The sequence below is a fragment of the Catenulispora sp. MAP12-49 genome (assembly GCF_041262705.1).
GTDB lineage: Bacteria > Actinomycetota > Actinomycetes > Streptomycetales > Catenulisporaceae > Catenulispora.
The window spans coordinates 181,904-200,951 of sequence record NZ_JBGCCP010000014.1 but is presented as its reverse complement, the minus strand read 5'-3'; the positions used below and the strand labels follow the sequence as shown (position 1 = coordinate 200,951).

13 protein-coding genes and 1 pseudogene are annotated in these 19,048 nt (G+C 71.2%); 8 read left to right on the top strand and 6 right to left on the bottom strand.

Features of this window, described 5'->3' with window-relative positions:
- The first annotated feature begins 59 nt into the window (after positions 1-59).
- Together ABIA35_RS25115 and ABIA35_RS25110 are read left to right on the top strand one after the other, a co-directional pair.
- The gene (locus tag ABIA35_RS25115) at positions 60-1,823 is read left to right on the top strand and encodes a N,N-dimethylformamidase beta subunit family domain-containing protein (RefSeq protein WP_370344906.1); all 1,764 of its coding nucleotides are present in this window, start codon (positions 60-62) and stop codon (positions 1,821-1,823) included.
- A gap of 216 nt (positions 1,824-2,039) precedes the next feature.
- Complete coding sequence (locus ABIA35_RS25110; protein ID WP_370344905.1) at positions 2,040-3,839, top strand: N,N-dimethylformamidase beta subunit family domain-containing protein; 1,800 nt, start codon at positions 2,040-2,042, stop codon at positions 3,837-3,839.
- Between the two features lie 199 nt (positions 3,840-4,038).
- Here ABIA35_RS25110 and ABIA35_RS25105 read toward each other — a convergent pair whose 3' ends face one another.
- The 4 genes from ABIA35_RS25105 to rpsA all read right to left on the bottom strand — a co-directional run bounded on the left by ABIA35_RS25105 (position 4,039) and on the right by rpsA (position 9,005).
- On the bottom strand, positions 4,039-4,977 hold the full coding sequence (locus ABIA35_RS25105) for a hypothetical protein (RefSeq protein WP_370359520.1): 939 nt from the start codon (positions 4,975-4,977) through the stop codon (positions 4,039-4,041).
- Between the two features lie 96 nt (positions 4,978-5,073).
- Entirely contained in the window at positions 5,074-6,174 is a 1,101-nt protein-coding gene (locus ABIA35_RS25100) for a TolB family protein (protein ID WP_370359519.1), read from the bottom strand.
- Positions 6,167-7,432, bottom strand: coding sequence for an MFS transporter (locus ABIA35_RS25095; protein ID WP_370344901.1), 1,266 nt, complete (start codon positions 7,430-7,432; stop codon positions 6,167-6,169). The genes ABIA35_RS25100 and ABIA35_RS25095 overlap by 8 nt, the downstream gene beginning before the upstream one ends.
- Positions 7,433-7,523: 91 nt before the next feature.
- A complete protein-coding gene (gene rpsA / locus ABIA35_RS25090) occupies positions 7,524-9,005 on the bottom strand; it encodes a 30S ribosomal protein S1 (protein ID WP_370344900.1) in 1,482 nt (493 codons plus the stop codon).
- A 322-nt stretch (positions 9,006-9,327) separates the two neighbouring features.
- Here rpsA and ABIA35_RS25085 point away from each other — a divergent pair, with 322 nt between their 5' ends.
- Both ABIA35_RS25085 and ABIA35_RS25080 read left to right on the top strand, forming a co-directional pair.
- Entirely contained in the window at positions 9,328-10,179 is an 852-nt protein-coding gene (locus ABIA35_RS25085; RefSeq protein ID WP_370344899.1) for a class I SAM-dependent methyltransferase, read from the top strand.
- Positions 10,180-10,329: 150 nt separating this feature from the next.
- Positions 10,330-10,707: pseudogene (locus tag ABIA35_RS25080) on the top strand (class I SAM-dependent methyltransferase); the annotation flags it as partial.
- 233 nt (positions 10,708-10,940) lie between these two features.
- Here the strand turns inward: ABIA35_RS25080 and ABIA35_RS25075 are convergent.
- A complete protein-coding gene (locus tag ABIA35_RS25075) occupies positions 10,941-12,179 on the bottom strand; it encodes a glycosyltransferase family 4 protein (protein WP_370359518.1) in 1,239 nt (412 codons plus the stop codon).
- A gap of 131 nt (positions 12,180-12,310) precedes the next feature.
- On the opposite strand from ABIA35_RS25075, the gene ABIA35_RS25070 reads away from it, so the two are divergent.
- Positions 12,311-13,801 (top strand): hypothetical protein, encoded by a 1,491-nt coding sequence (locus ABIA35_RS25070; protein WP_370359517.1) that lies wholly within the window; start codon positions 12,311-12,313, stop codon positions 13,799-13,801.
- 75 nt (positions 13,802-13,876) lie between these two features.
- Here ABIA35_RS25070 and polA read toward each other — a convergent pair whose 3' ends face one another.
- On the bottom strand, positions 13,877-16,594 hold the full coding sequence (polA, locus tag ABIA35_RS25065; protein WP_370359516.1) for a DNA polymerase I: 2,718 nt from the start codon (positions 16,592-16,594) through the stop codon (positions 13,877-13,879).
- Positions 16,595-16,765: 171 nt separating this feature from the next.
- On the opposite strand from polA, the gene ABIA35_RS25060 reads away from it, so the two are divergent.
- The 3 genes from ABIA35_RS25060 (at position 16,766) to ABIA35_RS25050 (ending at position 19,041) form a co-directional block, all read left to right on the top strand.
- The gene (locus tag ABIA35_RS25060) at positions 16,766-17,197 is read left to right on the top strand and encodes a PaaI family thioesterase (protein WP_370344895.1); all 432 of its coding nucleotides are present in this window, start codon (positions 16,766-16,768) and stop codon (positions 17,195-17,197) included.
- 72 nt (positions 17,198-17,269) lie between these two features.
- Positions 17,270-18,343, top strand: a complete 1,074-nt coding sequence (locus tag ABIA35_RS25055; protein ID WP_370359515.1) for a hypothetical protein — start codon at positions 17,270-17,272, stop codon at positions 18,341-18,343.
- A 68-nt stretch (positions 18,344-18,411) separates the two neighbouring features.
- The gene (locus ABIA35_RS25050) at positions 18,412-19,041 is read left to right on the top strand and encodes a hypothetical protein (RefSeq protein ID WP_370359514.1); all 630 of its coding nucleotides are present in this window, start codon (positions 18,412-18,414) and stop codon (positions 19,039-19,041) included.
- The last annotated feature ends 7 nt before the right edge of the window (positions 19,042-19,048 follow it).

The window sequence follows — 19,048 nt, the reverse complement described above, 5'->3', positions numbered from 1 at the left end:
TAACGTGGCGCTGCACGCTTTGGGTCACCAGTGCTTGATGCGGAAATGAACGGGAGCGAATGGACGAGCCGTCTGCGCGGGATGCCGCGACGGGAAACGCTAAGGGGATGCCGCGCTGGGTGACCGTCACCGGTTCCACGGCCTTCGCCGCCGCGGTGTTCGCCCTGGGCTACGGCTGCACCGGGACCGCGGCCCCGGCCGCGGTCAGTGCCGGGCCGCCGGTGAAGGTCACGACGCAGACCCCGGAACAGCCCAATCCCTATGGGAAGCTTCCTGCGGACCGTACCAAGCCTTCCTCCGCGCCGTGCGCGGCGGTGGTCCGGCCGGCCGGCTGGTCCAAGATCGAGAACGCCAAGGCCGGTGACTCCTCGTGGCGGTCCAGCTTCGACGCGGACACCTCCACGGTGGCTGGATATCTGGACAAAGTGAGCGCGGCCTGTGGGGACACCCTGGCCCTGCACTTGTCCGGCTACGTGTCCTCCGCCTCCGTGACCGCCTACCGGATGGGCTGGTACGGCGGCGCGGGGGGACGCGTGGTGTGGAGCGCCTCGCACGTCCCGGTCAGTGCCAGTCCGGTGAAGTACTCCGGTGCGCCGACGTACACGGTCGAGGCCTCGTGGCCGGTCGCCGCGCACATCCAGGTCACGCCGGCCTGGACGCCGGGCTACTACCTGCTCGTCGTCCGCGCCAAGCCGGATGACGAGGGGGACGCCATCCCGCTGATCATCCGGGACGACAGTGCGGGCAACGGAGCGCCGGGCACTGGGAGTTCGCCGCTGTTGTTGCAGGCGTCGGTGCTCACTTACCAGGCGTACAACAACTACGGACGGTACAGCCTCTACTACGGGCCGAAGGACCAGTCCGCTAAGCGTTCGGACCGCTCGCGGGTGGCCTCCTTCGACCGTCCGTACAACGGTGACGGCTATCGCGCGCCGTTTCTATACGACATCCCATTGGCGGAAGAGGCCGAGAAGCTCGGCCTGGACGTCGACTACACCACCGACATAGACGTGGACGAGCGGCCCAGTCAGGTCGCCGCGCACAAGGCGCTGCTGATCGGCGGCCACTCCGAGTACTGGACGCGGCGCATGTACGACGCCGCGCTATATGCGCGGGGCAAGGGCACCAACATCGGCTTCTTCGGCGCGAACGAGATCTACTGGCACGCGCGGCTGGAGCCCTCTCCGTCCGGTGCGGACCGGCGCATGGTCGTCTACCGCTATGCGAACGAGGATCCGCTGGCCAAGTCCGATCCCTCGCAGGCGACCGTGCTGTGGGACTCCCCTCAGCTGCAGATGCCGGAGGCCTCGATCGTGGGTCCGGCCTATGGCGAGCTCGGTGCGGACAACGGGGCGTTCCGGGTGCTCCAGCCGGACTCCTGGATCTTCGCCGGGACCGGGGTGGTCAAGGACCAGGTGCTGAAGAACTCGCTGGGCGGCGAGTACGACACGGTGAAGAACATAGCGGCGACGCCTCCGGACATCGACGTGATCGCGGCGGTGCCGATCGTGTTCAGCGGGCTGTCGACGATGGCGACGATGTCGTACTACACCGACCCCTCCGGCGCCGGGGTGTTCGCCGGCGGGATGACGTACTGGGACTGCCAGATGGCACGGATGTGCGGGGACCGTCCGGTGGACCCGGGGACGGCGAAGCTGCTGGCGGAGATGACGGACAACGTGCTGCGGGTGTACGCGCAGGGGCCGGCCGGGCGGCTGTACCCGTCGGCGCACCGGCCGGCGCCGAGCGCGCAGGCGCTGATCTCCACGGCGGCGGCGCAGACCGACGTCGGGATAGGGCCGCCCAAGCCGACGGCGGGGTAGGTCCGCGCGACGGATTCACACGGGCTCGCACGGGTGCGCACGACGGGTTCGCTCGACGGGATGGCGCTGCCGGATCCGCTTCGCGTGCCTGCCAGGCTGAGGACGGCGGCTGGTCCAAGATGGCACCAGCCCGACGCTCGGCGGGCAGGGAGAACGGAGTCAGGCAGTGCGCACAGAGGTGGTGCCGGGGGCCGGGGCGGTTCGGGTTCCGGTCGCGTGAGCGCCGAGGCCGCTTCGCCGGGAGGCCTGGACGGTCCCGGTGTCTTCGCCGGCTCGGGGCCGGTCGCTCTGCCGGTGTACGTCGAACCTGAAGGCCGCATGCCTGTGCCTGCGGCGGCTCCCCCGGATCGGCTCAACCTGTGGCGGGGCATGCCGCTGCCCGCGCGGCTGCTGCGGATGGGGCTGATGCGGATGGGTCTGGCGGCGGCGGTCGTCGCGGCGTGCGCCGCGGACCTGCCGAACCAGTCGGCGGCCTATGACAGTCTCGGCTTCGGCTCGGGCGACCAGATCGCGCTGTCCTCGGCGTCCGCCGGCAAGGCGGGATGCCCGATCGGGCTCGGGCGCGGCTGGCTGCGCGCGGAGGACACGCTGCCCGGGACGACGGCCTGGCGGGACGCCAAGCGCACGCGTGCCGGGAGCGTGAACGGCTACCTGGACCGGGACAGTGCGCGGTGCGGCGACACGGTCACCGCTTATCTGAGCTCGCCGGGGCCGGTGACGGGGGCCTCGCTGTCGGCGTACCGGATGGGGTACTACGGCGGGGCGCAGGGCCGGCTGGTCTGGCAGGCCAAGCACATCGGCGTGCGGCCGCAGACCAGGGCCGCGGTGACCGGTGTGAGCCTGCTGACCGTGGCGCCGTGGCGGCCGACGCTGACGTTCCGGATCACCGGGCGCTGGACGCCGGGGTACTACCTGCTGGTGGTGCGGGCGCCGGGGCAGACGGCGTCGTCGATCCCGTTGGTGGTGCGCGCGGACGGCGACCGGGCGCCGCTGGGGTTCCAGGCCAGTGTGCTGACGTACCAGGCCTACAACACTTTCGGCGGCCACTCGGCGTACGCCGACTCCCCCCGCGAGGCCGCGGCCAGCACCGAGGTGAGCTTCGACCGGCCGTACGAGGACGGCGGGTACTACTCGCCGTACCAGTACGAGCTGCCGCTGGTACGGGAGATCGAGAAGCTGGGCATCGACACCGACTACTTCACGGACGTCGACGCCGACGCCGACCCGGCGCAGCTGCGGCGGCACAAGGGCGTGGTCACCGGCGGGCACTCGGAGTACTGGACGAAGCGCATGTACGACGGCGCGGTCGCGGCGCGCCAGGCGGGTGTGAACATCGCCTTCTTCGGCGCCAACGCGGTCTACACGGCGGCCCGCCTCACCGGCTCCCCGCTGGGCCCGGGCCGCCGCGTGGTGATCCGCCGCTCGGTCGCCGGCGACCCGCCGGCCCTGCGCGACTCCTCCCTGGCCACGGTGAACTGGTCCGCCCCGCCCCTGAACCGCCCGGAGGCGGCGCTGATCGGCGAGGGCTACGGCTACCTGGGCGCCAGCGGCTCCCTGCGGGTGCTGCACCCGGCCTCGTGGCTGTTCGCCGGCACCGGGGTGCGCGCCGGCCAGGTACTGCGCAACACGGTCGGCGGCGAGTACGACCAGGTGGACGTGAACCAGCCGACGACCCCGCCGAACGTGGACGTCCTGGCGGCCATACCGATCAGATTCCTGAGCGGCCAGGCCGGCATGGCCACGACGACGTACTACGTGGCCAGCTCGCACGCCGGGGTGTTCGACGCCGGAACGACGTACTGGCCGTGCGTGATGAGCGGCGACTGCCTGCACCTGGGACCGGCCCCGCCAGCGGCGCGGGCGGTCGTGGCGCGGGTGACGGACAACGTGCTGACCGCCTTCGCCGCCGGGCCCGCGGGGTTGGCGCACGCCTCGACGCCGAACTGGCCGCCGTCGGCGGAGGGGTTGGTGGGGTCGGCCCGGGCGGCCGGGGATGTGGCGGTGCGGGCTTATTGAGGTGACCCGGCCACCCGATGAAGCCGCGCCAGTTCCCCGAGGGAGCTGAGCCGAAGGATCCTGAACCAGCCACGGGACCGTGGACACGCAAACCGGCAGCCGACACACCAGGGCCGCCACCACCGGACCCCGGACCAGTGACACCTTGCGCGAAGCCGTAAAAAGCTTCTCCACCCCGCCTAGCCAGACCTGGCCAGACCTAGTCGGCCGGTGCCGAACTCGGCGGCGCGGATCCGCCGGGGGCTGGCGCGCCGGCCGGCGCGGAGCTGCTGCCCGCGGGCGCCGATCCGCTCGGGGAGCTCGGTGCTCCCGGTGTGGCGGGCCCGCTCGAGGAGCCCGGTGCTCCCGGTGCTCCCGGCGTCGCGCCGCCGCTCGGCGCCGCGGGCGTCAGGCCCGAGGTGGTGTGCTTGTAGAGCGCCTCGGCGATCTTGAGGGTGAACGCCTTGGCGTCGTCGCCCTTGACCAGCGCCTCCTCGGTGGTGATCAGGTAGGTGCGGTTGCCGTCGTACATCACCAGGATCGCGTCCTTGCCGGCTTCGGTGACGTACGTCGCCGGGTGTCCGGCCACCGCGATGGGGGCGTACTGGTCGCCCTGGCCGGCGAAGTCGCCGACGGTGCTGGCGCCGTGGCTCTGGGCGGTGGCCGGGTCGGCGTAGATGGCCAGCTGGATCTCGACCTGGTCGCCGGTGACCTTGCCGGTGCTGTCCTGGATCACGCCGTACTGGCAGCGCACCCGGCCCAGCTGCTTGGCGGCGGTAGGCTGGAAGGCGGTGAAGAAGTCGCCGCCGTTGAGCGGGTTGCCCAGGGCCAGCTGCATGTCGGCGTCGGTGACCAGGCCGGCGCAGTTCTTCGGCAGCTGGGCCGGGCTCATGGTGGGCCCGGCGGCCGGGTCGAAGCTGGGCTGCGGGCTCGGCGAGCTGGAGGTCTGGGCGCCGGGGAAGGAGCCGGCGGCGGTGGTGCTCGACGAGCCCTTCTTCGCCGAGCCGCTGCCGCTGCCGCCGCCGCACGCGGCCAGCGCCAGGGTCGCCGAACAGGCGACGCCGAGCACGGCTATGCGCGTCAGGGTCCGGCGGGCCGTCATCGATGCCGATGCCGATGCCGGGGCCGGGGCTTGGGCCGGGGTCGTAAGGGTCCGCATGCCTGGCAACCTATCGAATGACGGTGACGGGCGAGAAGCTTTCGGATCAGCCGCTCGGCCTCAGGCCTCAGGCCTCACGGCCCCGCGGCCCGCGCCTCAGCCGGAGGTGACCGACGGGGACGTCCCGTTGGCGGCGAGCAGCCGGGGCGCCCCGCTGCCGTCCGCGGGCACGGCGTACAGGTCGCTGCCCGGATCGTCGTCGTGCGGGACGGCGTACATGACCGTCCCGTTGTCCAGCCACGCCGCCTGGTCGTCGACGCTGCGGGTCTCGGCCAGCGGCGTCTCCCGCATCGTGGCCAGATCCAGCACGGTGAAACGCCAAGGATGCCGGACGTCGTCGGACACCCGCTTCTTGAACACGATGCGCGTGCCGTCCGGCGACAGCGAAGGGCACTCCACGTTCTCCCGCAGCGCGTTCAGCGTGTGCGCCTTGAAGTCGCCCTTCATCAGCCACGTCTTGCCGTTGCTGCCCATCGTCGCGTAGAAGGCGTTGTCGTCCGCGGTGAAGGTGACGCCCCAGAAGTTGATGTCGACGGCCTTGTAGGGCTTGCCGTCCACGAACGCGTTGAAGTTCTCCAGGGAGTCGACGTACTGCCCGGTCTTCAGGTCCAGGATCGAAGCACGGGTCGATGCGCCGGGCGTCGTATAGGAGTCGCCGTAGACGAAGGTCGTCCACGCCGCCATCCGGCCGTCCGCGGACAGTCGCGCACGGTTCGGCGAACCGGCGATGGCCAGCTTCTTGATCTGCTTAAGGGAACTGTCGTAGACCTCCGCATATGCCTGGCTCACGAGGCTTCCCTCGGATTGCAGGCAGAGCAGTACGCGGGAGGCCGTATAAGACCGTTCGCACGGAACGGTGGAAACGGTGGGCACCGCAGTCGACGCCGCACCGATACGGACTTCCACCAGCTTGCCGAAGTCGGGCCCGAGCACCGTCGAGCGATAGGTCAACTCCCCCGCCGCGACAGTGAATCCCCCGCTTATCCCGGCGCGCTTGGTGGAACGCCCCAGGAAAGCGGCCAGCCCGGCCGCGACGGCGATCGTCACCAGCACCACGACCGACGAGATCAGGATCTTGGCCCGGTTGTCGCGCGGCGCCGGGACGCTCTCGGCCGGCTCTGCCACCTCGGACCCCTGTGCCACCCCGGACCCCTCTGCGACCTCGGACCCCTGTGCCACCTCAGCGCGGTCAGCCATCGGCGTGCTGCTCCTTCCACGGCGACACCAGCAGCGTCGAGACGGTGATCGCGACGGCCATGGCCCCGGCGAACCAGAGCATGACGGTCTTGGGATCGGTGTGCGACCACGCGACCCCGAACGCCACCGACGACACGAACCCGGCGACCGCGCCGATCGACTGCATCACCGCGAGCCCGGAGGTCCGCAGGGCCGTCGGGATACGAGGCCCGCAGTACGCCATGAGAACGCCGTCAGTGGCCGCGTAGGCGATGCCCGGCAGGAGGAGTGCGGCGGCCAACAAGACGCCGTCAGGGACGTTCGTAGCCAGGAGCGCATAAGCGATGACCAACAAGAGGTGCCCGACCACGAACACCTTCCACCGCCCGACCCGGTCGGCCAGACGCCCCACCGGGATGGCCATGAGGACGAACATCCCCATGGTGCCGGTGGCGAGCAGCGCGTACTGCGAAGCGCTCAGCGACATCCTGTGCGCGAGCGTCAGGTACACGAACGTGTCACTCACCCACGCCAGCCCCAGAAGCGCCACAGCGATACCCGTACGGATGAACCACGTCTGGCGCAACAGCCCGAGGGCCGCGCTCAGTGACGCCGCGGAGCGCTCCCGCACTTCCTCCCGGTGGTCGCTCACGTAGAGGCAGAACACCACCACACCGATGGCCGCGACGCAGAAGGCGATGACGAACAGTGCGTCGAACGCTTTACGTTCTGTCCCGAACTTCGTGGTCCAAAGCAGCACGAAGGACGCGATGAGCGGACCGGTCGCCGCGCCGATGTTGTCGAGCATCCGGTGCACCCCGAAGGAGCGCCCCAGGATCTGCGGCGGGGACGACAAAGAGATCAGCGCGTCGCGCGGCGCCGAGCGCATCCCCTTGCCGAAGCGGTCCGCGCTGAGCAGCCCGCTCAGGCCGCCGAAGGACGGGCCGACGATCGGGAACCCCAGTTTGGTCACCGCCGAGGCGCCGTAGCCGATGCCGGCCAGCAGCTTGCGGCGCTGCCAGCGGTCGGACAGGTACGCCGCGGGGATGGCCAACAGCGCGGGGATGCCGTTGTAGAGGCCGTCCAGGAAGCCGATCGCGGTCGGCGTCTCGTGGAGCACGTTCAGCAGGTAGTAGCCGACCACCGCGACCAGCATCTCCGAGGAGACGTCCGTCAGCAGGCTCACGGTGCCCAGCATCTTGACGTTGAACGGGACCCGCTCCCGCGTGCTCCTGGCTTCCTGGATGCGCTTGGCGGTCCTGGATCCCGTCAAATACACGTCGAAACAATAGCGAAAGGCCCCGTCCGCTTTGGGCGGACGGGGCCTTTTGGCTATGAGCTGTTACACGGCAGCCCCCAAGCGGTGAGCCTCAGCTCTGGCCGCCCGACAGCTTCTCGCGCAGCGCCGCCAGGGCCTCGTCGGAGGCCAGGGCACCGCCGGTGCTCTCCTCGGCGACACCGGAGGAGTAGGACGAGGGCGCACCCTCGGCGTTCTCCTGGACACCGGCCTCGGCGTCGGCCTTGCGGGCCTCGGCGATCTGCTTCTGGTGCGACTCGTACTTGGCGTGGGCCTCGGCGTACTGGCCCTCCCACACCTCGCGCTGGGCGTCGTAGCCCTCGAGCCACTCGCCCGTCTCCGGGTCGAAGCCCTCGGGGTAGATGTAGTTGCCCTGGTCGTCGTAGGTCGCGGCCATGCCGTACAGCGCCGGGTCGAACTGGTCGGTCTCGATGTCGCCGGTCAGGCCCTCGTTGGCCTGCTTCAGCGACAGGGAGATGCGACGGCGGTCCAGGTCGATGTCGATGACCTTGACGAAGATCTCGTCGCCCACGTTGACGACCTGCTCCGGGACCTCCACGTGGCGCTCGGCCAGCTCGGAGATGTGGACCAGGCCCTCGATGCCCTCGTCCACCCGGACGAACGCGCCGAACGGCACCAGCTTGGTGACCTTGCCGGGCACGACCTGGCCGATGGCGTGGGTGCGGGCGAAGGTCTGCCACGGGTCCTCCATGGTCGCCTTCAGGGACAGCGAGACGCGCTCGCGGTCCATGTCGACGTCCAGGACCTCGACCGTGACCTCCTGGCCGACCTCGACGACCTCGGAGGGGTGGTCGATGTGCTTCCAGGACAGCTCCGAGACGTGCACCAGGCCGTCCACGCCGCCCAGGTCCACGAAGGCGCCGAAGTTCACGATCGACGACACGACGCCGGAGCGGACCTGGCCCTTCTGCAGGGTGGTGAGGAAGTTCTGGCGGACCTCGGACTGGGTCTGCTCCAGCCAGGCACGGCGGGACAGGACCACGTTGTTGCGGTTCTTGTCCAGCTCGATGATCTTGGCCTCGAGCTCCTTGCCCACGTAGGGCTGCAGGTCGCGCACGCGGCGCATCTCGACCAGGGAGGCCGGCAGGAAGCCGCGAAGACCGATGTCCAGGATCAGGCCGCCCTTGACGACCTCGATGACGGTACCGGTGACGATGCCGTCCTTCTCCTTGATCTCCTCGATCGTGCCCCAGGCGCGCTCGTACTGCGCGCGCTTCTTGGACAGGATGAGGCGGCCTTCCTTGTCCTCCTTCTGGAGGACCAGGGCCTCGATGTGGTCGCCCACGGCGACGACCTCGTTCGGGTCGACGTCATGCTTGATCGAGAGCTCCCTGGACGGGATCACACCCTCGGTCTTGTAACCGATGTCGAGCAGGACTTCATCCCGGTCGACCTTGACGATGACACCCTCGACGATGTCGCCGTCGTTGAAGTACTTGATGGTGAGGTCGATCGCGGCGAGGAATTCCTCCGCCGAACCGATGTCGTTGATGGCGACCTGAGGCGTTCGGGCGGTCTCGGTGCTGCTCGTCATGGGGAAGGGGGCTCCGGATGCGGACACATTGTGGGCGACGGCCTCCACCGGTCGGGGATGCCGGCGCTGGCGAACACGTCCATCACCAGTCAGAAGCCGAACGGTCGACGAGGATCGGGTATCCAGCGAAGAAGATTCAGAACCTGCCCGCAGCGCATCGCCCAGAATACGGGTCGTACGCACGCGTGGTCAATCCGATACCCGTCTCCACCGGGGACGCCGAACGGTCCCACGGCGCGACACCGCACAGCGACGGCACCCCCGCTACAGTCTCAACCTGCGTGATCGACTGGCGACCCGCTGGTGAGAGGATGCCCGCACAGTGCCTGACGTGACGGATGAGCCGCCGGAGAACTCCGACGACCCCGGAATCGGTGATAACGATACGGTCCGCGTGGCCCGCCGTCACCTGTCAGATTCCGCCACGATCCGGGCGAACCGGGGCTGGTGGGACGCCAACGCGGACGATTACCAGGCAGAACACGGTGCGTTCCTGGGCGATGACCGGTTCATCTGGTGCCCGGAGGGGCTGGACGAGGCCCACGCCCACCTGCTCGGGACCGAGTTGGCGGGCAAACGGGTGCTGGAGGTCGGGGCCGGGGCCGCGCAGTGTTCGCGCTGGCTGGCGGCGCAGGGGGCGTTCGCGGTGGCGTCCGATCTTTCGTTCGGACAGTTGGCGCACGCGCTGCGCATCGACGCGGGTTCGGGCCTGCCGCTGGTGCAGGCTGACGCCACGCGGCTGCCCTTCGCCGACGAGGCGTTCGACATCGTGTGCTCGGCGTACGGCGCGGTCCCGTTCGTGGCGGACTCCGCGGCGGTGATGCGGGAAGCCGCGCGCGTGCTGAAGCCGGGCGGCCGGTGGGTGTTCTCGGTGTCCCACCCGATCCGGTGGTCCTTCCCCGACGATCCGAGCGAGCACGGGCTCACCGCCCGGGACTCCTACTTCGACCGCAGGCCGTACGTGGAGTACGACGAGCGCGGGCTGGCGACCTACGCCGAGCACCACCGGACGCTGGGCGACCGGATCCGCGAGATCGTCGCGGCCGGGCTGCGAGTAGTCGACGTGGTGGAGCCGGAGTGGCCGGCCGGGCTCACGGAGGTCTGGGGCGGGTGGTCGCCGCTGCGGGGGCGGGTCATCCCGGGCACGGCGATCTTCGTGACGGTGAAGGACTGACATACCCGGCCCGGGCTTCGGACCCCTGGCGCGCGCCAGGGGTCGGGGGTGGCGCAACGGGGTGTTGCGGCGTGTCGTCGCCGGGGCGCCCGGCCCGGTGGCGACAGTGCTGGCGTGGTTGGCGAGCGTGTGTGGCGGCGGTACTTCGGGATGCGGAGGACCGTGCGGCTGGTGCGGGCCTGTCGGGGCGAGCAGGTCGATCCGGCGTCGTTCTACGAGCCGCTGGCGGCCGACTCGGTGGCGCTGGTGGCCCGGCACGCGGTCGTGTGCGGGCAGCGGGTGCTGGACGTGGGCGGCGGCCCGGGGTTCTTCGCGGCGGCCTTCCGGGCGGCCGGGGCCCGGTACGCGTCGGTGGATCTGCGGCCGGTCGGCGACGTGTGCGGCGACGCGCGGGCGCTGCCGGTACGGGACGGGGCGGTGGACGTCTGCTTCTCCTCCAACGTGCTCGAACACGTGGCGGATCCGCGGCGCATGCTGCGGGAGATGCTGCGGGTCACCCGTCCGGGCGGTCTGGTGTTCGTGTGCTTCACCAACTGGCTGGGGCCGTTGGGCGGGCACGAGACATCGCCCTGGCACTACCTCGGCGGCGAGCGGGCGGCGCGGCGGTTCGAACGGCGGCGCGGCGCTCCCCCGACCAACCGGTACGGCCTGACGCTCTTCCCGCTCTCGGTGGGGCGGGTGCTGCGGTGGGTGGAGGACGCCGAGCGGGAGGGCGTCGCGGAGACGCTGGCGGTGTTCCCGCGCTACCACCCGGCGTGGGCTCACTCGATCGTGCGGGTGCCGGGGGTGCGCGAGTTCCTGACGGCCAACTGCGCCATCGCGTTGCGCGTGTGCTCCCAGTCGAACCTGCCGGCCCACGCCACGCACGCCGCTCTCACCTCCGAGGCCCGCGCCGGGTCGCCGTCGAGCTCCTTCAGGACTCCGGAGACGGTGTCGGCGAGCGTGTCGCCGGGAGCGACGAGCCAGCCGGTGGTGCCGTCCCGGATGGCGTCGCGCAGGCCGTCGACGTCGTAGGCGACGGTCGGCACGCCCAGGGCCGCGGCTTCCAACACGGACAGGCCCCAGCCCTCGCCCTGGGAGGCGGACAGGTGCAGGGCGGCCGAGGCCAGGAGCCGGTCCTTGGCCTCGGCGGGGAGGTGGCCGTGGACGTGGACGCGGTCGGCGTGGCGCAGGTCCGAGACGACGGCGCGGATCCGGGGCTCGTCGGGGCCCCGGCCGACGATGTGGATCTCGATGCCGGGCCAGGTCGGCGCCAGGTCGTCGGCCAGACGGACGACCCGTTCCAGGCGCTTGTGGCGCACCAGGCGGCCGACCGCGACCAGCCGGGGAGGTACGCCCGGTTCTCCGGCCAGAGGTAGAACCAAGCGCTGAAAGCCTTGTGGGGCAACGATGTTGTGCACGCCGTGGCCGCCGTTGAGGCCGCTGTGAACGCCGCTGTGAACGCCGCTGTGAAGGCTGTTGCGAACGCCGTTGTGGATCAGCTCGATCGGTCCGGTCCAGCGCAGCCGGGTCCGCATGGCGGCGACGGTGGACGCCGACACCGCCACGGCGGGGCAGCGTCGGTAGACCCGGCGCGCCGCCGGGCCCTCCAGCCAGCGGCCGAGGGCGGCCAGGGGACGGCCGAAGTGGGTGCCGAACTGGCCGTCGTGGACGTGGTGGACGACGATCGCCACGCCGGTGCGGCGCCGGGAGACCGCGAGCGGGGAGAAGAACGGGATGCCGTTCTGGCAGTCGACGACGAAGTCGTATCCGCGCCCGGAGAGGCGGGCCGCGATCAGTCGGGCGAGGACGGCGGGGTAGACGGTCCAGCGTCCGCCGCGTCGCAGCCATCTGATGCCGTCGCGGCGTTCCCGGCGGCGCTGGCCGGGTTCGCGGCAGGTGAGGAAGTCGACGGTGTGGCCGCGCGCCGCGAAGCCCCGGGCGATCTCGTGGGCGAACGTCTCCGCTCCCCCGGCGGCCTGCTGCCAGGGGTCGCGCCAGTTCAGGATGGCTAAGCGCACTGCGATCCAACGAGGCTCCGGCCGGGCCCGACACGCGGGTGACGCTTTTCGGGTTGTTCGTGGCGCGTCCCGGCGGAGCTTGGGGGGCGCGGGGCTCCGGGTCGTCTAGCGTGACCGCTCAAGAGACACGCGTGGCACAGCGACACGCGCGGCACAGCACCGGAGGTACCTCGATGCCCCGCAGGGCCAGGGACGGACAGGATTCCGGAGGCCCGCGCCGCGGGGGCCGGCGCACGGCGTCGGCCGGGCTGCTGGTGGCGGTGGGGACCGGGGTCGGGAACGTGCTGGCGTACGGGTTCAACCTGGTGCTCTCCCGCGGGCTCGGACCCGGCGGGTACGCGGAACTGGGGACGCTGCTGTCGGTGTTCCTGATCGGGACGGTGCCGGGGCTGGCGGTCCAGGCGATCAACGCGCGACGGCTGGCGGTGCTGGCGGACGCCCCGCAGCCAGCGCGCGCCGCGCTGGTGCGCGGGCTGCGCCGGCGGGGACTGGCGGTCGCGGCGGGGGTCGCGGCGGTGTTCGTGGCCCTCGCGCCGGCGATCGCGGCGCTGCTGCCGTCGGTGACGGTCGGGGGTGTTGCGTGGACGGGGGTGTCGCTGGCGGCGAACACGGTGTTCGCGTCGTACTTGGGGATCGCGCAGGGGACGTCGCGGTTCATGACGATGACGGTGCTGTACCTGGCCGCGCAGGGGTCGCGGCTGGCGATCGGGGCGGTGGCGGCTTCGGCACAGGTATCGCCGACGACGGTGATGGCGGCGCAGACGGCGGCTTGGGCGTTCGCGGCGGTGGCCGGGCGGTGGTTGCTGCGGGGGGAGGCGGTGGCCGGCGCGGCCGTGGCGGGTGCGGAACCGGGAGCGGCGGCACGGCAGGGTGCTGAGCTGCCTGCGGGACCGGCTGCCGAACCGGCGTGGCAGGAGGCTGAGCAGTCGGCGGCGCGCCGCGACCACCACCACGGCTACCTGCCCGAGGTGCTCCGCGCGACCGGCGGGCTCGGCGGCATCCTGCTGCTGACGGTGCTCGACACGCTGCTGGCCAGCCGCTACCTGACCGACGGCGACCTGGGGCGGTACAACACCGGGGCGTTGCTGGCGCGGGCGGCGTTCTTCGCGCCGAGTTTCGTGGCGATGCTGGCGTATCCGCGGCTGGCGCGGCCGGTGGAGCGGCGGCGTGCGCTGCTGGTGTCGCTGGCGCTGACCGGCGGGATCGGGGTGCTCGGGGTGGCGATCGCCGGGGTGGGCCGCGATCCGCTGATCGGGGTGGCGTTCGGGGAGAAGTACGCGACCCCCGGCGGCTTCGACCTCGGCGCGGAGGGCTGGGTCTTCACGAGCGTGGGCGCGCTGCTGGCGCTGGTGAACCTGGCGCTGCTGGACGGCGTCGCGCGCCGCTCGCATGTGGTCTCGGCGGTGGTGCTCGGCGGCATCGTGCTGGAGACGACGGTGATCGTCGGCTTCGCGCACGACTCGGCCGGCGCCATCGTGACGGCCGCCGCGGCGTGCTCGCTGGTGACCGCGACGGCCTCGGTGACGGCGTGCCTGATGGCGCGCACCGCGCCGGAACCGGTCGCCGCGACGCTCGGAGCCGAGGACGCGCAGGCGGTCGGGGCGGTGGTTCAGAGCACGTAGGCGGGGTCCGGGTGCGGCGACACTGTTCGGGCGCGGCACCCGGCCGGGCATCCGGCAGACCGCAAAGCAAGTACCTCAGTGGGCGGCGTCCGCCCAGTTCGCGGCGACGCCGACCGACACGTCCAGGGGCACGCGCAGCTCGGCGGCCGAGCCCATCTCGCGGCGGACCAGTTCCTCGACGCGCTCGGCCTCGCCGGGGGCGATCTCCAGGACGAGTTCGTCGTGGACCTGCAGGAGCATGCGGGACTTCAGCTGCTCCTCGCGCAGGGCTTCGCGGACGCGGATCATCGCCACCTTGATGATGTCCGCGGCGGAGCCCTGGATGGGGGCGTTCAGGGCCATGCGCTCGGCCATCTCGCGGCGCTGGCGGTTGTCGCTGGCCAGGTCCGGGAGGTAGCGGCGGCGGCCGAACATGGTCTCGGTGTAGCCGGTGGCCCGGGCCTGGACGACCAGGTCGTGGAGGTAGTCGCGGACGCCGCCGAAGCGCTGGAAGTAGTCCTCCATCATCTTGGCGGCCTCGCCGGTCTCGATGCCGAGCTGCTGGGACAGGCCGAAGGCGGACAGGCCGTAGGCCAGGCCGTAGCTCATGGCCTTGATGCGGCGGCGGTGCTCGGGGTCGACGGCGGTCGGGTCGACTTCGAAGACCTTGGAGGCGACGGTGTTGTGCAGGTCCTCACCGGAGGTGAAGGCGTCGATCAGGCCCTGGTCCTCGGACAGGTGGGCCATGATGCGCATCTCGATCTGGCTGTAGTCCGCGGTCATCAGGGACTCGTAGCCGGGACCTGCGATGAAGGCCTTGCGAATCTGCTGGCCCTCCAGCGTGCGGATCGGGATGTTCTGCAGGTTCGGGTCCACCGAGGACAGCCGGCCGGTGGCGGCGATCATCTGGTTGTAGGTGGTGTGGATGCGGGTGTCGGCCGAGACCGACTTGGACAGGCCCTCGACCACGGTGCGCAGCCGGTTCACCTCGCGCCAGCGCAGCAGGTGGTCCAGGAACGGGTGCTGGGTCTGGGCCTGGAGCCACGCCAGGGAGTCGGCGTCGGTGGTGTAGCCGGTCTTGATCTTCTTGGTCTTGGGCATGCCCAGGTTCTCGAAGAGCACTTCCTGCAGCTGCTTGGGCGAGCCCAGGTTCAGGGTCTCGACACCGGCCTCCTTGCGGGCGGCGTCGACCTCCTTGGTCGCCTCGCTGGTGAAGCCCTTCTCCAGGTCCTGGAACAGCCGGTCGTCGATGGCGATGCCGACCTGCTCCATCTCGGCCAGCACGCCGACCAGCGGCAGCTCGATGTCGGTGAGCAGCGGCATGGCGCCGGTGTCGGCGAGCTTCTCGCGCAGCGCCTCGGCCAGGTCCAGGACCGCGTGCGCGGCGGCCATCTGGCGCTCGGCCTCGGCGTCCTCGTCGGCGAACAGCGTGCCCTGGTTCGCGTCGGCGCCGGCCGGGGTCAGGCGGCGGCCCAGGACCTCCTCGGCCAGCGGCTCCAGCTCGAAGGAGCGGCGGCCGGACTGGGCCAGGTAGGCCTCCAGCGCGGTGTCGGCGACCACGCCGGCCAGGGTGAGGCCGCGGGCGGCCAGGGCCAGGGTCGGGCCCTTGGCGTCGTGCAGGACCTTGGGGCGCTCGGCGTCGGCCAGCCAGGCCGCCAGCACCGTCTCGTCGGCGGCGTCGAGCTGCGTGAGGTCCACGTAGGCGGCCTTGCCGTCGGTGCTGGCGAAAGCCAGGCCGCTGACGTCGCCGGTCCCGCGGCCCCAGGTGCCGTGCACCGAGACGCCGGTGGCCCCGGTGCCGGGGGCGTTCGCGGTCAGCCAGTCGGCCAGCTGCCCGGCCTCCAGCACCTGCCCCTGCAGCTCGACGGCCTCGCCCACCGGGCTGTCCGCGGCCGAGGAGGCCAGCAGCGGCGAGACCCGGTCGCGCATGGAGGTGGAGAACTCCAGCGCGTCGAACAGCTGGTACACCGCCTCCGGGTCGCCCTCGGAGGCCCAGGCCAGGTCCGCCGGGGCCGACAGCAGCGGCACGTCCTTGACCAGCTCGGTCAGCTCGCGGTTGAGCCGCACCTGCTCCAGGTGCGCCCGCAGCGTCTCCCCGGCCTTGCCCTTGACCTCGTCGGCGCGCGCCACCAGGTCGGTCAGCGAGCCGAACTCGCGGATCCACTTGGCGGCGGTCTTCTCCCCCACGCCGGGCATGTTCGGCAGGTTGTCCGAGGGGTCGCCGCGCAGCGCGGCGAAGTCGGGGTACTGCTGCGGGGTGAGCTCGTACTTCTCCTCGACCGCGGCCGGGGTGAAGCGCGACAGGTCGGACACGCCGCGCTTGGGGTAGAGCACGGTGACGTCCTCGGTGACCAGCTGGAGCGAGTCCCGGTCGCCGGTGAGGATGCGGACCTCGTAGCCGTCGGCGGCGGCCTGGGTGGTCAGGGTCGCGATGACGTCGTCGGCCTCGTAGCCCTCCTTGCGGATGACCGTGATGCCCAGGCCCGCGAGCAGTTCGTCGATCAGCCCGATCTGGCTCTTGAAGTCGTCCGGGGAGGCCGAGCGATTGGCCTTGTACTCGGGGAACTTCTCGGTCCGGAAGGTCTGGCGCGAGACGTCGAAGGCGACGGCGACGTGCGTGGGCTGCTCGTCGCGCAGCGTGTTGATCAGCATCGACGTGAACCCCTGCACCGCGCCGGTGGGCTGACCGGTGGTGGTGCGCAGGTCGGCCTCCTTCAGCGCGTAGTACGCCCGGTACGCCAGGGAATGGCCGTCCAGCAGGAGCAGGACGGGGCGGCTTGCGGTGGACTCGGGGGTCTTCTTGGCGGGGCTCACGGTATGAATCCTAGGGCGAGGTACCGACAGGCCGGGGCAACTCGGCGGTGGTTAGGCTGGCTGTAACACGTTGCAGTTAATGTGGTGTAGTTTTCCGCTGCCGCCGTGCGCCTGAGCCCCGGCGCCGGCCCTGCCCCGTCCCGCCCTGTCCCGCCCGAGGAAGGCCCCGCGATGTCGATAGACCAGAACAACCAGGTGTCCGAGGCCGATCAGATCGCGGCGATGTTCAACGAGATCGGCGCCGGCCACCTGACCGAGCGCATGGACATCGTCATCACCTCCGCGACCAAGGAGGAGATCGTCGGGACCATGCCGGTCGCCGGCAACACCCAGGTCTACGGGCTGCTGCACGGCGGCGCCTCGGTGGTGCTGGCCGAGACCCTGGGCTCGCTGATGGCCTCGCTGCACGCCGGCGTGGACAAGCAGGTCGTCGGCGTGGACATCAACGCCACGCACCACCGCTCGGCCAAGGAGGGCCTGGTCACCGGCACCTGCCGGGTGCTGCACGCCGGGCGCACGCTGGTGGTCAGCGAGATCGTCGTCACCGACCAGGACGGCCGGCGGGTCTGCACCAGCCGCATCACCTGCCTGGTCAAGGGATGACCCGCGGCGGTGCGCCGACAACGCACCGCTGATCCTCTGGCGCAAGGTCCACACCGGACGGACAATGCGCCCATGGGAGGCGATCCGGAACCCGGCGACGACGAGGACGAACTCGTCATCGAGCTCGTCGACGACGACTCACTGCCCGGGGAAGGGCCGAACTCGGCCACCAGCGACCGGGAGACGATCCGCGGCGGCGACGACGGGCCCGAGGGCCTCGACGCGCGCATCAGGCGACTCCCCCGCCGAGTCCGGATCGCCGGGGTGTGCGCCGCGGCGACCGTCTTGGCCCTGGCCGTGTGGCCGGCGGCCGGGCGGCGGGAGGCGGCGCCGCAGCCGGTCCCGACGCCCTCACAGATGGACGTCGACCTGTACAAGGTCCGGCTGGGCACCACCACACTCCAGGCCGGGAACAGTGCCGACCACGCAGTGCTGGGCCTGCAGCTGACCAACAACGCCGCGACGCGGCTGGAGGTGGTCAGCGCTGAGCTGTGGGATGCGGTGGGGACGCGGCTCGGGTCGGCCTCCATGTGGCCGGCCCAAGGTTTGGGTGCGGGCAGCACTGCTTCGGTACCGGTAACGCTTCCATATGCATGCGACGTATATGGGTTCCTTCCGGTATTGCCGATCACGGTTCGCTATAGCATCAGCACTCCGCAGAATCCCGAAGCAGGCCACGACTACGCCTATCCGCTCACCGACGCTATATGGGACACGTATATGCGTCAGCGGGCCACGCAGTGCGCACGGCCCGGCGATGAGATCTCCGCCTCCGCGATCGACGCCACGCAGCCGATCGGCGCGCCGGACGATCCGGAGGGCTTCGACCTGACCTTCACGGTCGAGTCGGCCGGGGCGCAGACGTGGAGCGTGGACAAGGTCACCGCGTTCCGGCCCGGCGTCACCATCACCGGCACCGAGCTGCCGGTCACGGTGGTCCCGGGACAGACGGCGCGCGTGTCGACGCACTGGCACGTCGACGACTGCGAGCACGCGCCGCGCTGGAGCCAGGATCTGGGCGTGGAGTTCACCGCGCACACCACCGGACCGGCCGCCGGGCAGAGCGAGCCCGTGGAGCAGGTGTTCGTCGCGCAGCTGCGGCCGGGGCTGGTGACGGAGATGCTCTACGAGGCGTGCGGGATCTGAGGGGCTTCGCAGGGCCGTACAACTACACAGGGCTATACAAGACACGGGGCCCGGCGTATCCAAGGAACGTGACCTTTCGACCCGCACGCCGCGACACCGTCGTCGCGCTCGGCAGCCTGCTCGCCGGGGCCGCGGTGGCCACCGCGGTCGCCGTCGCGGCCCGGCCCGCCGCGTCCCACACCGGCCCGGCCGCGTCCGCCGCGGGATCCGCGAAGGCCGCTGCCGCCTCCGGGCCGGCCCTGGCGCCGGACCCCGTGAACGAGACGCTGCGGCCCAAGGAGATCGTACTGCCGTCGCAGAGCCCGTACACCAGCGGCAAGATCGTCGTGGAGCCGCTGCGGATGTCCTGCGGGCTGTCGGAGGTCATCGGCACGCACGGCGAGCAGGAGGCGGACGGCCAGTTCTGCCTGGTCCGGATCGCGCTGACCAACGTCGACACGTTCACGCACTCCTTCGACACCCACAAGACGGCGCTGACGACCACGGCCGGGGCCTCGATCCCGGTCTCCTACCCCGCGCAGGAGGTGAAGCGCCAGCCGCTGGAGATCGCGCAGGTGGGGTCGCACGACCGGTACGAGCTCGACATCTACTACGACGTGCCGCGCGACGCGACGGTGAACGGCTTCACGTTCTCCGACGGGGAGGGCGGCCCCACGGTGCGGGCACCGCTGCCGGCGCGGACGTGGCCGTTCTCCTGAGCCGCAC

Excerpts from the sequence above, each read along its gene's own strand:
- ABIA35_RS25115 (WP_370344906.1), top strand. The coding sequence starts at position 60 with ATGGACGAGCCGTCTGCGCGGGATGCCGCGACGGGAAACGCTAAGGGG.
- ABIA35_RS25105 (WP_370359520.1), bottom strand. The coding sequence starts at position 4,977 with ATGCGGACCCTTACGACCCCGGCCCAAGCCCCGGCCCCGGCATCGGCA.
- ABIA35_RS25100 (WP_370359519.1), bottom strand. The coding sequence starts at position 6,174 with ATGGCTGACCGCGCTGAGGTGGCACAGGGGTCCGAGGTCGCAGAGGGG.
- rpsA (WP_370344900.1), bottom strand. The coding sequence starts at position 9,005 with ATGACGAGCAGCACCGAGACCGCCCGAACGCCTCAGGTCGCCATCAAC.
- ABIA35_RS25060 (WP_370344895.1), top strand. The coding sequence starts at position 16,766 with ATGTCGATAGACCAGAACAACCAGGTGTCCGAGGCCGATCAGATCGCG.
- ABIA35_RS25055 (WP_370359515.1), top strand. The coding sequence starts at position 17,270 with ATGGGAGGCGATCCGGAACCCGGCGACGACGAGGACGAACTCGTCATC.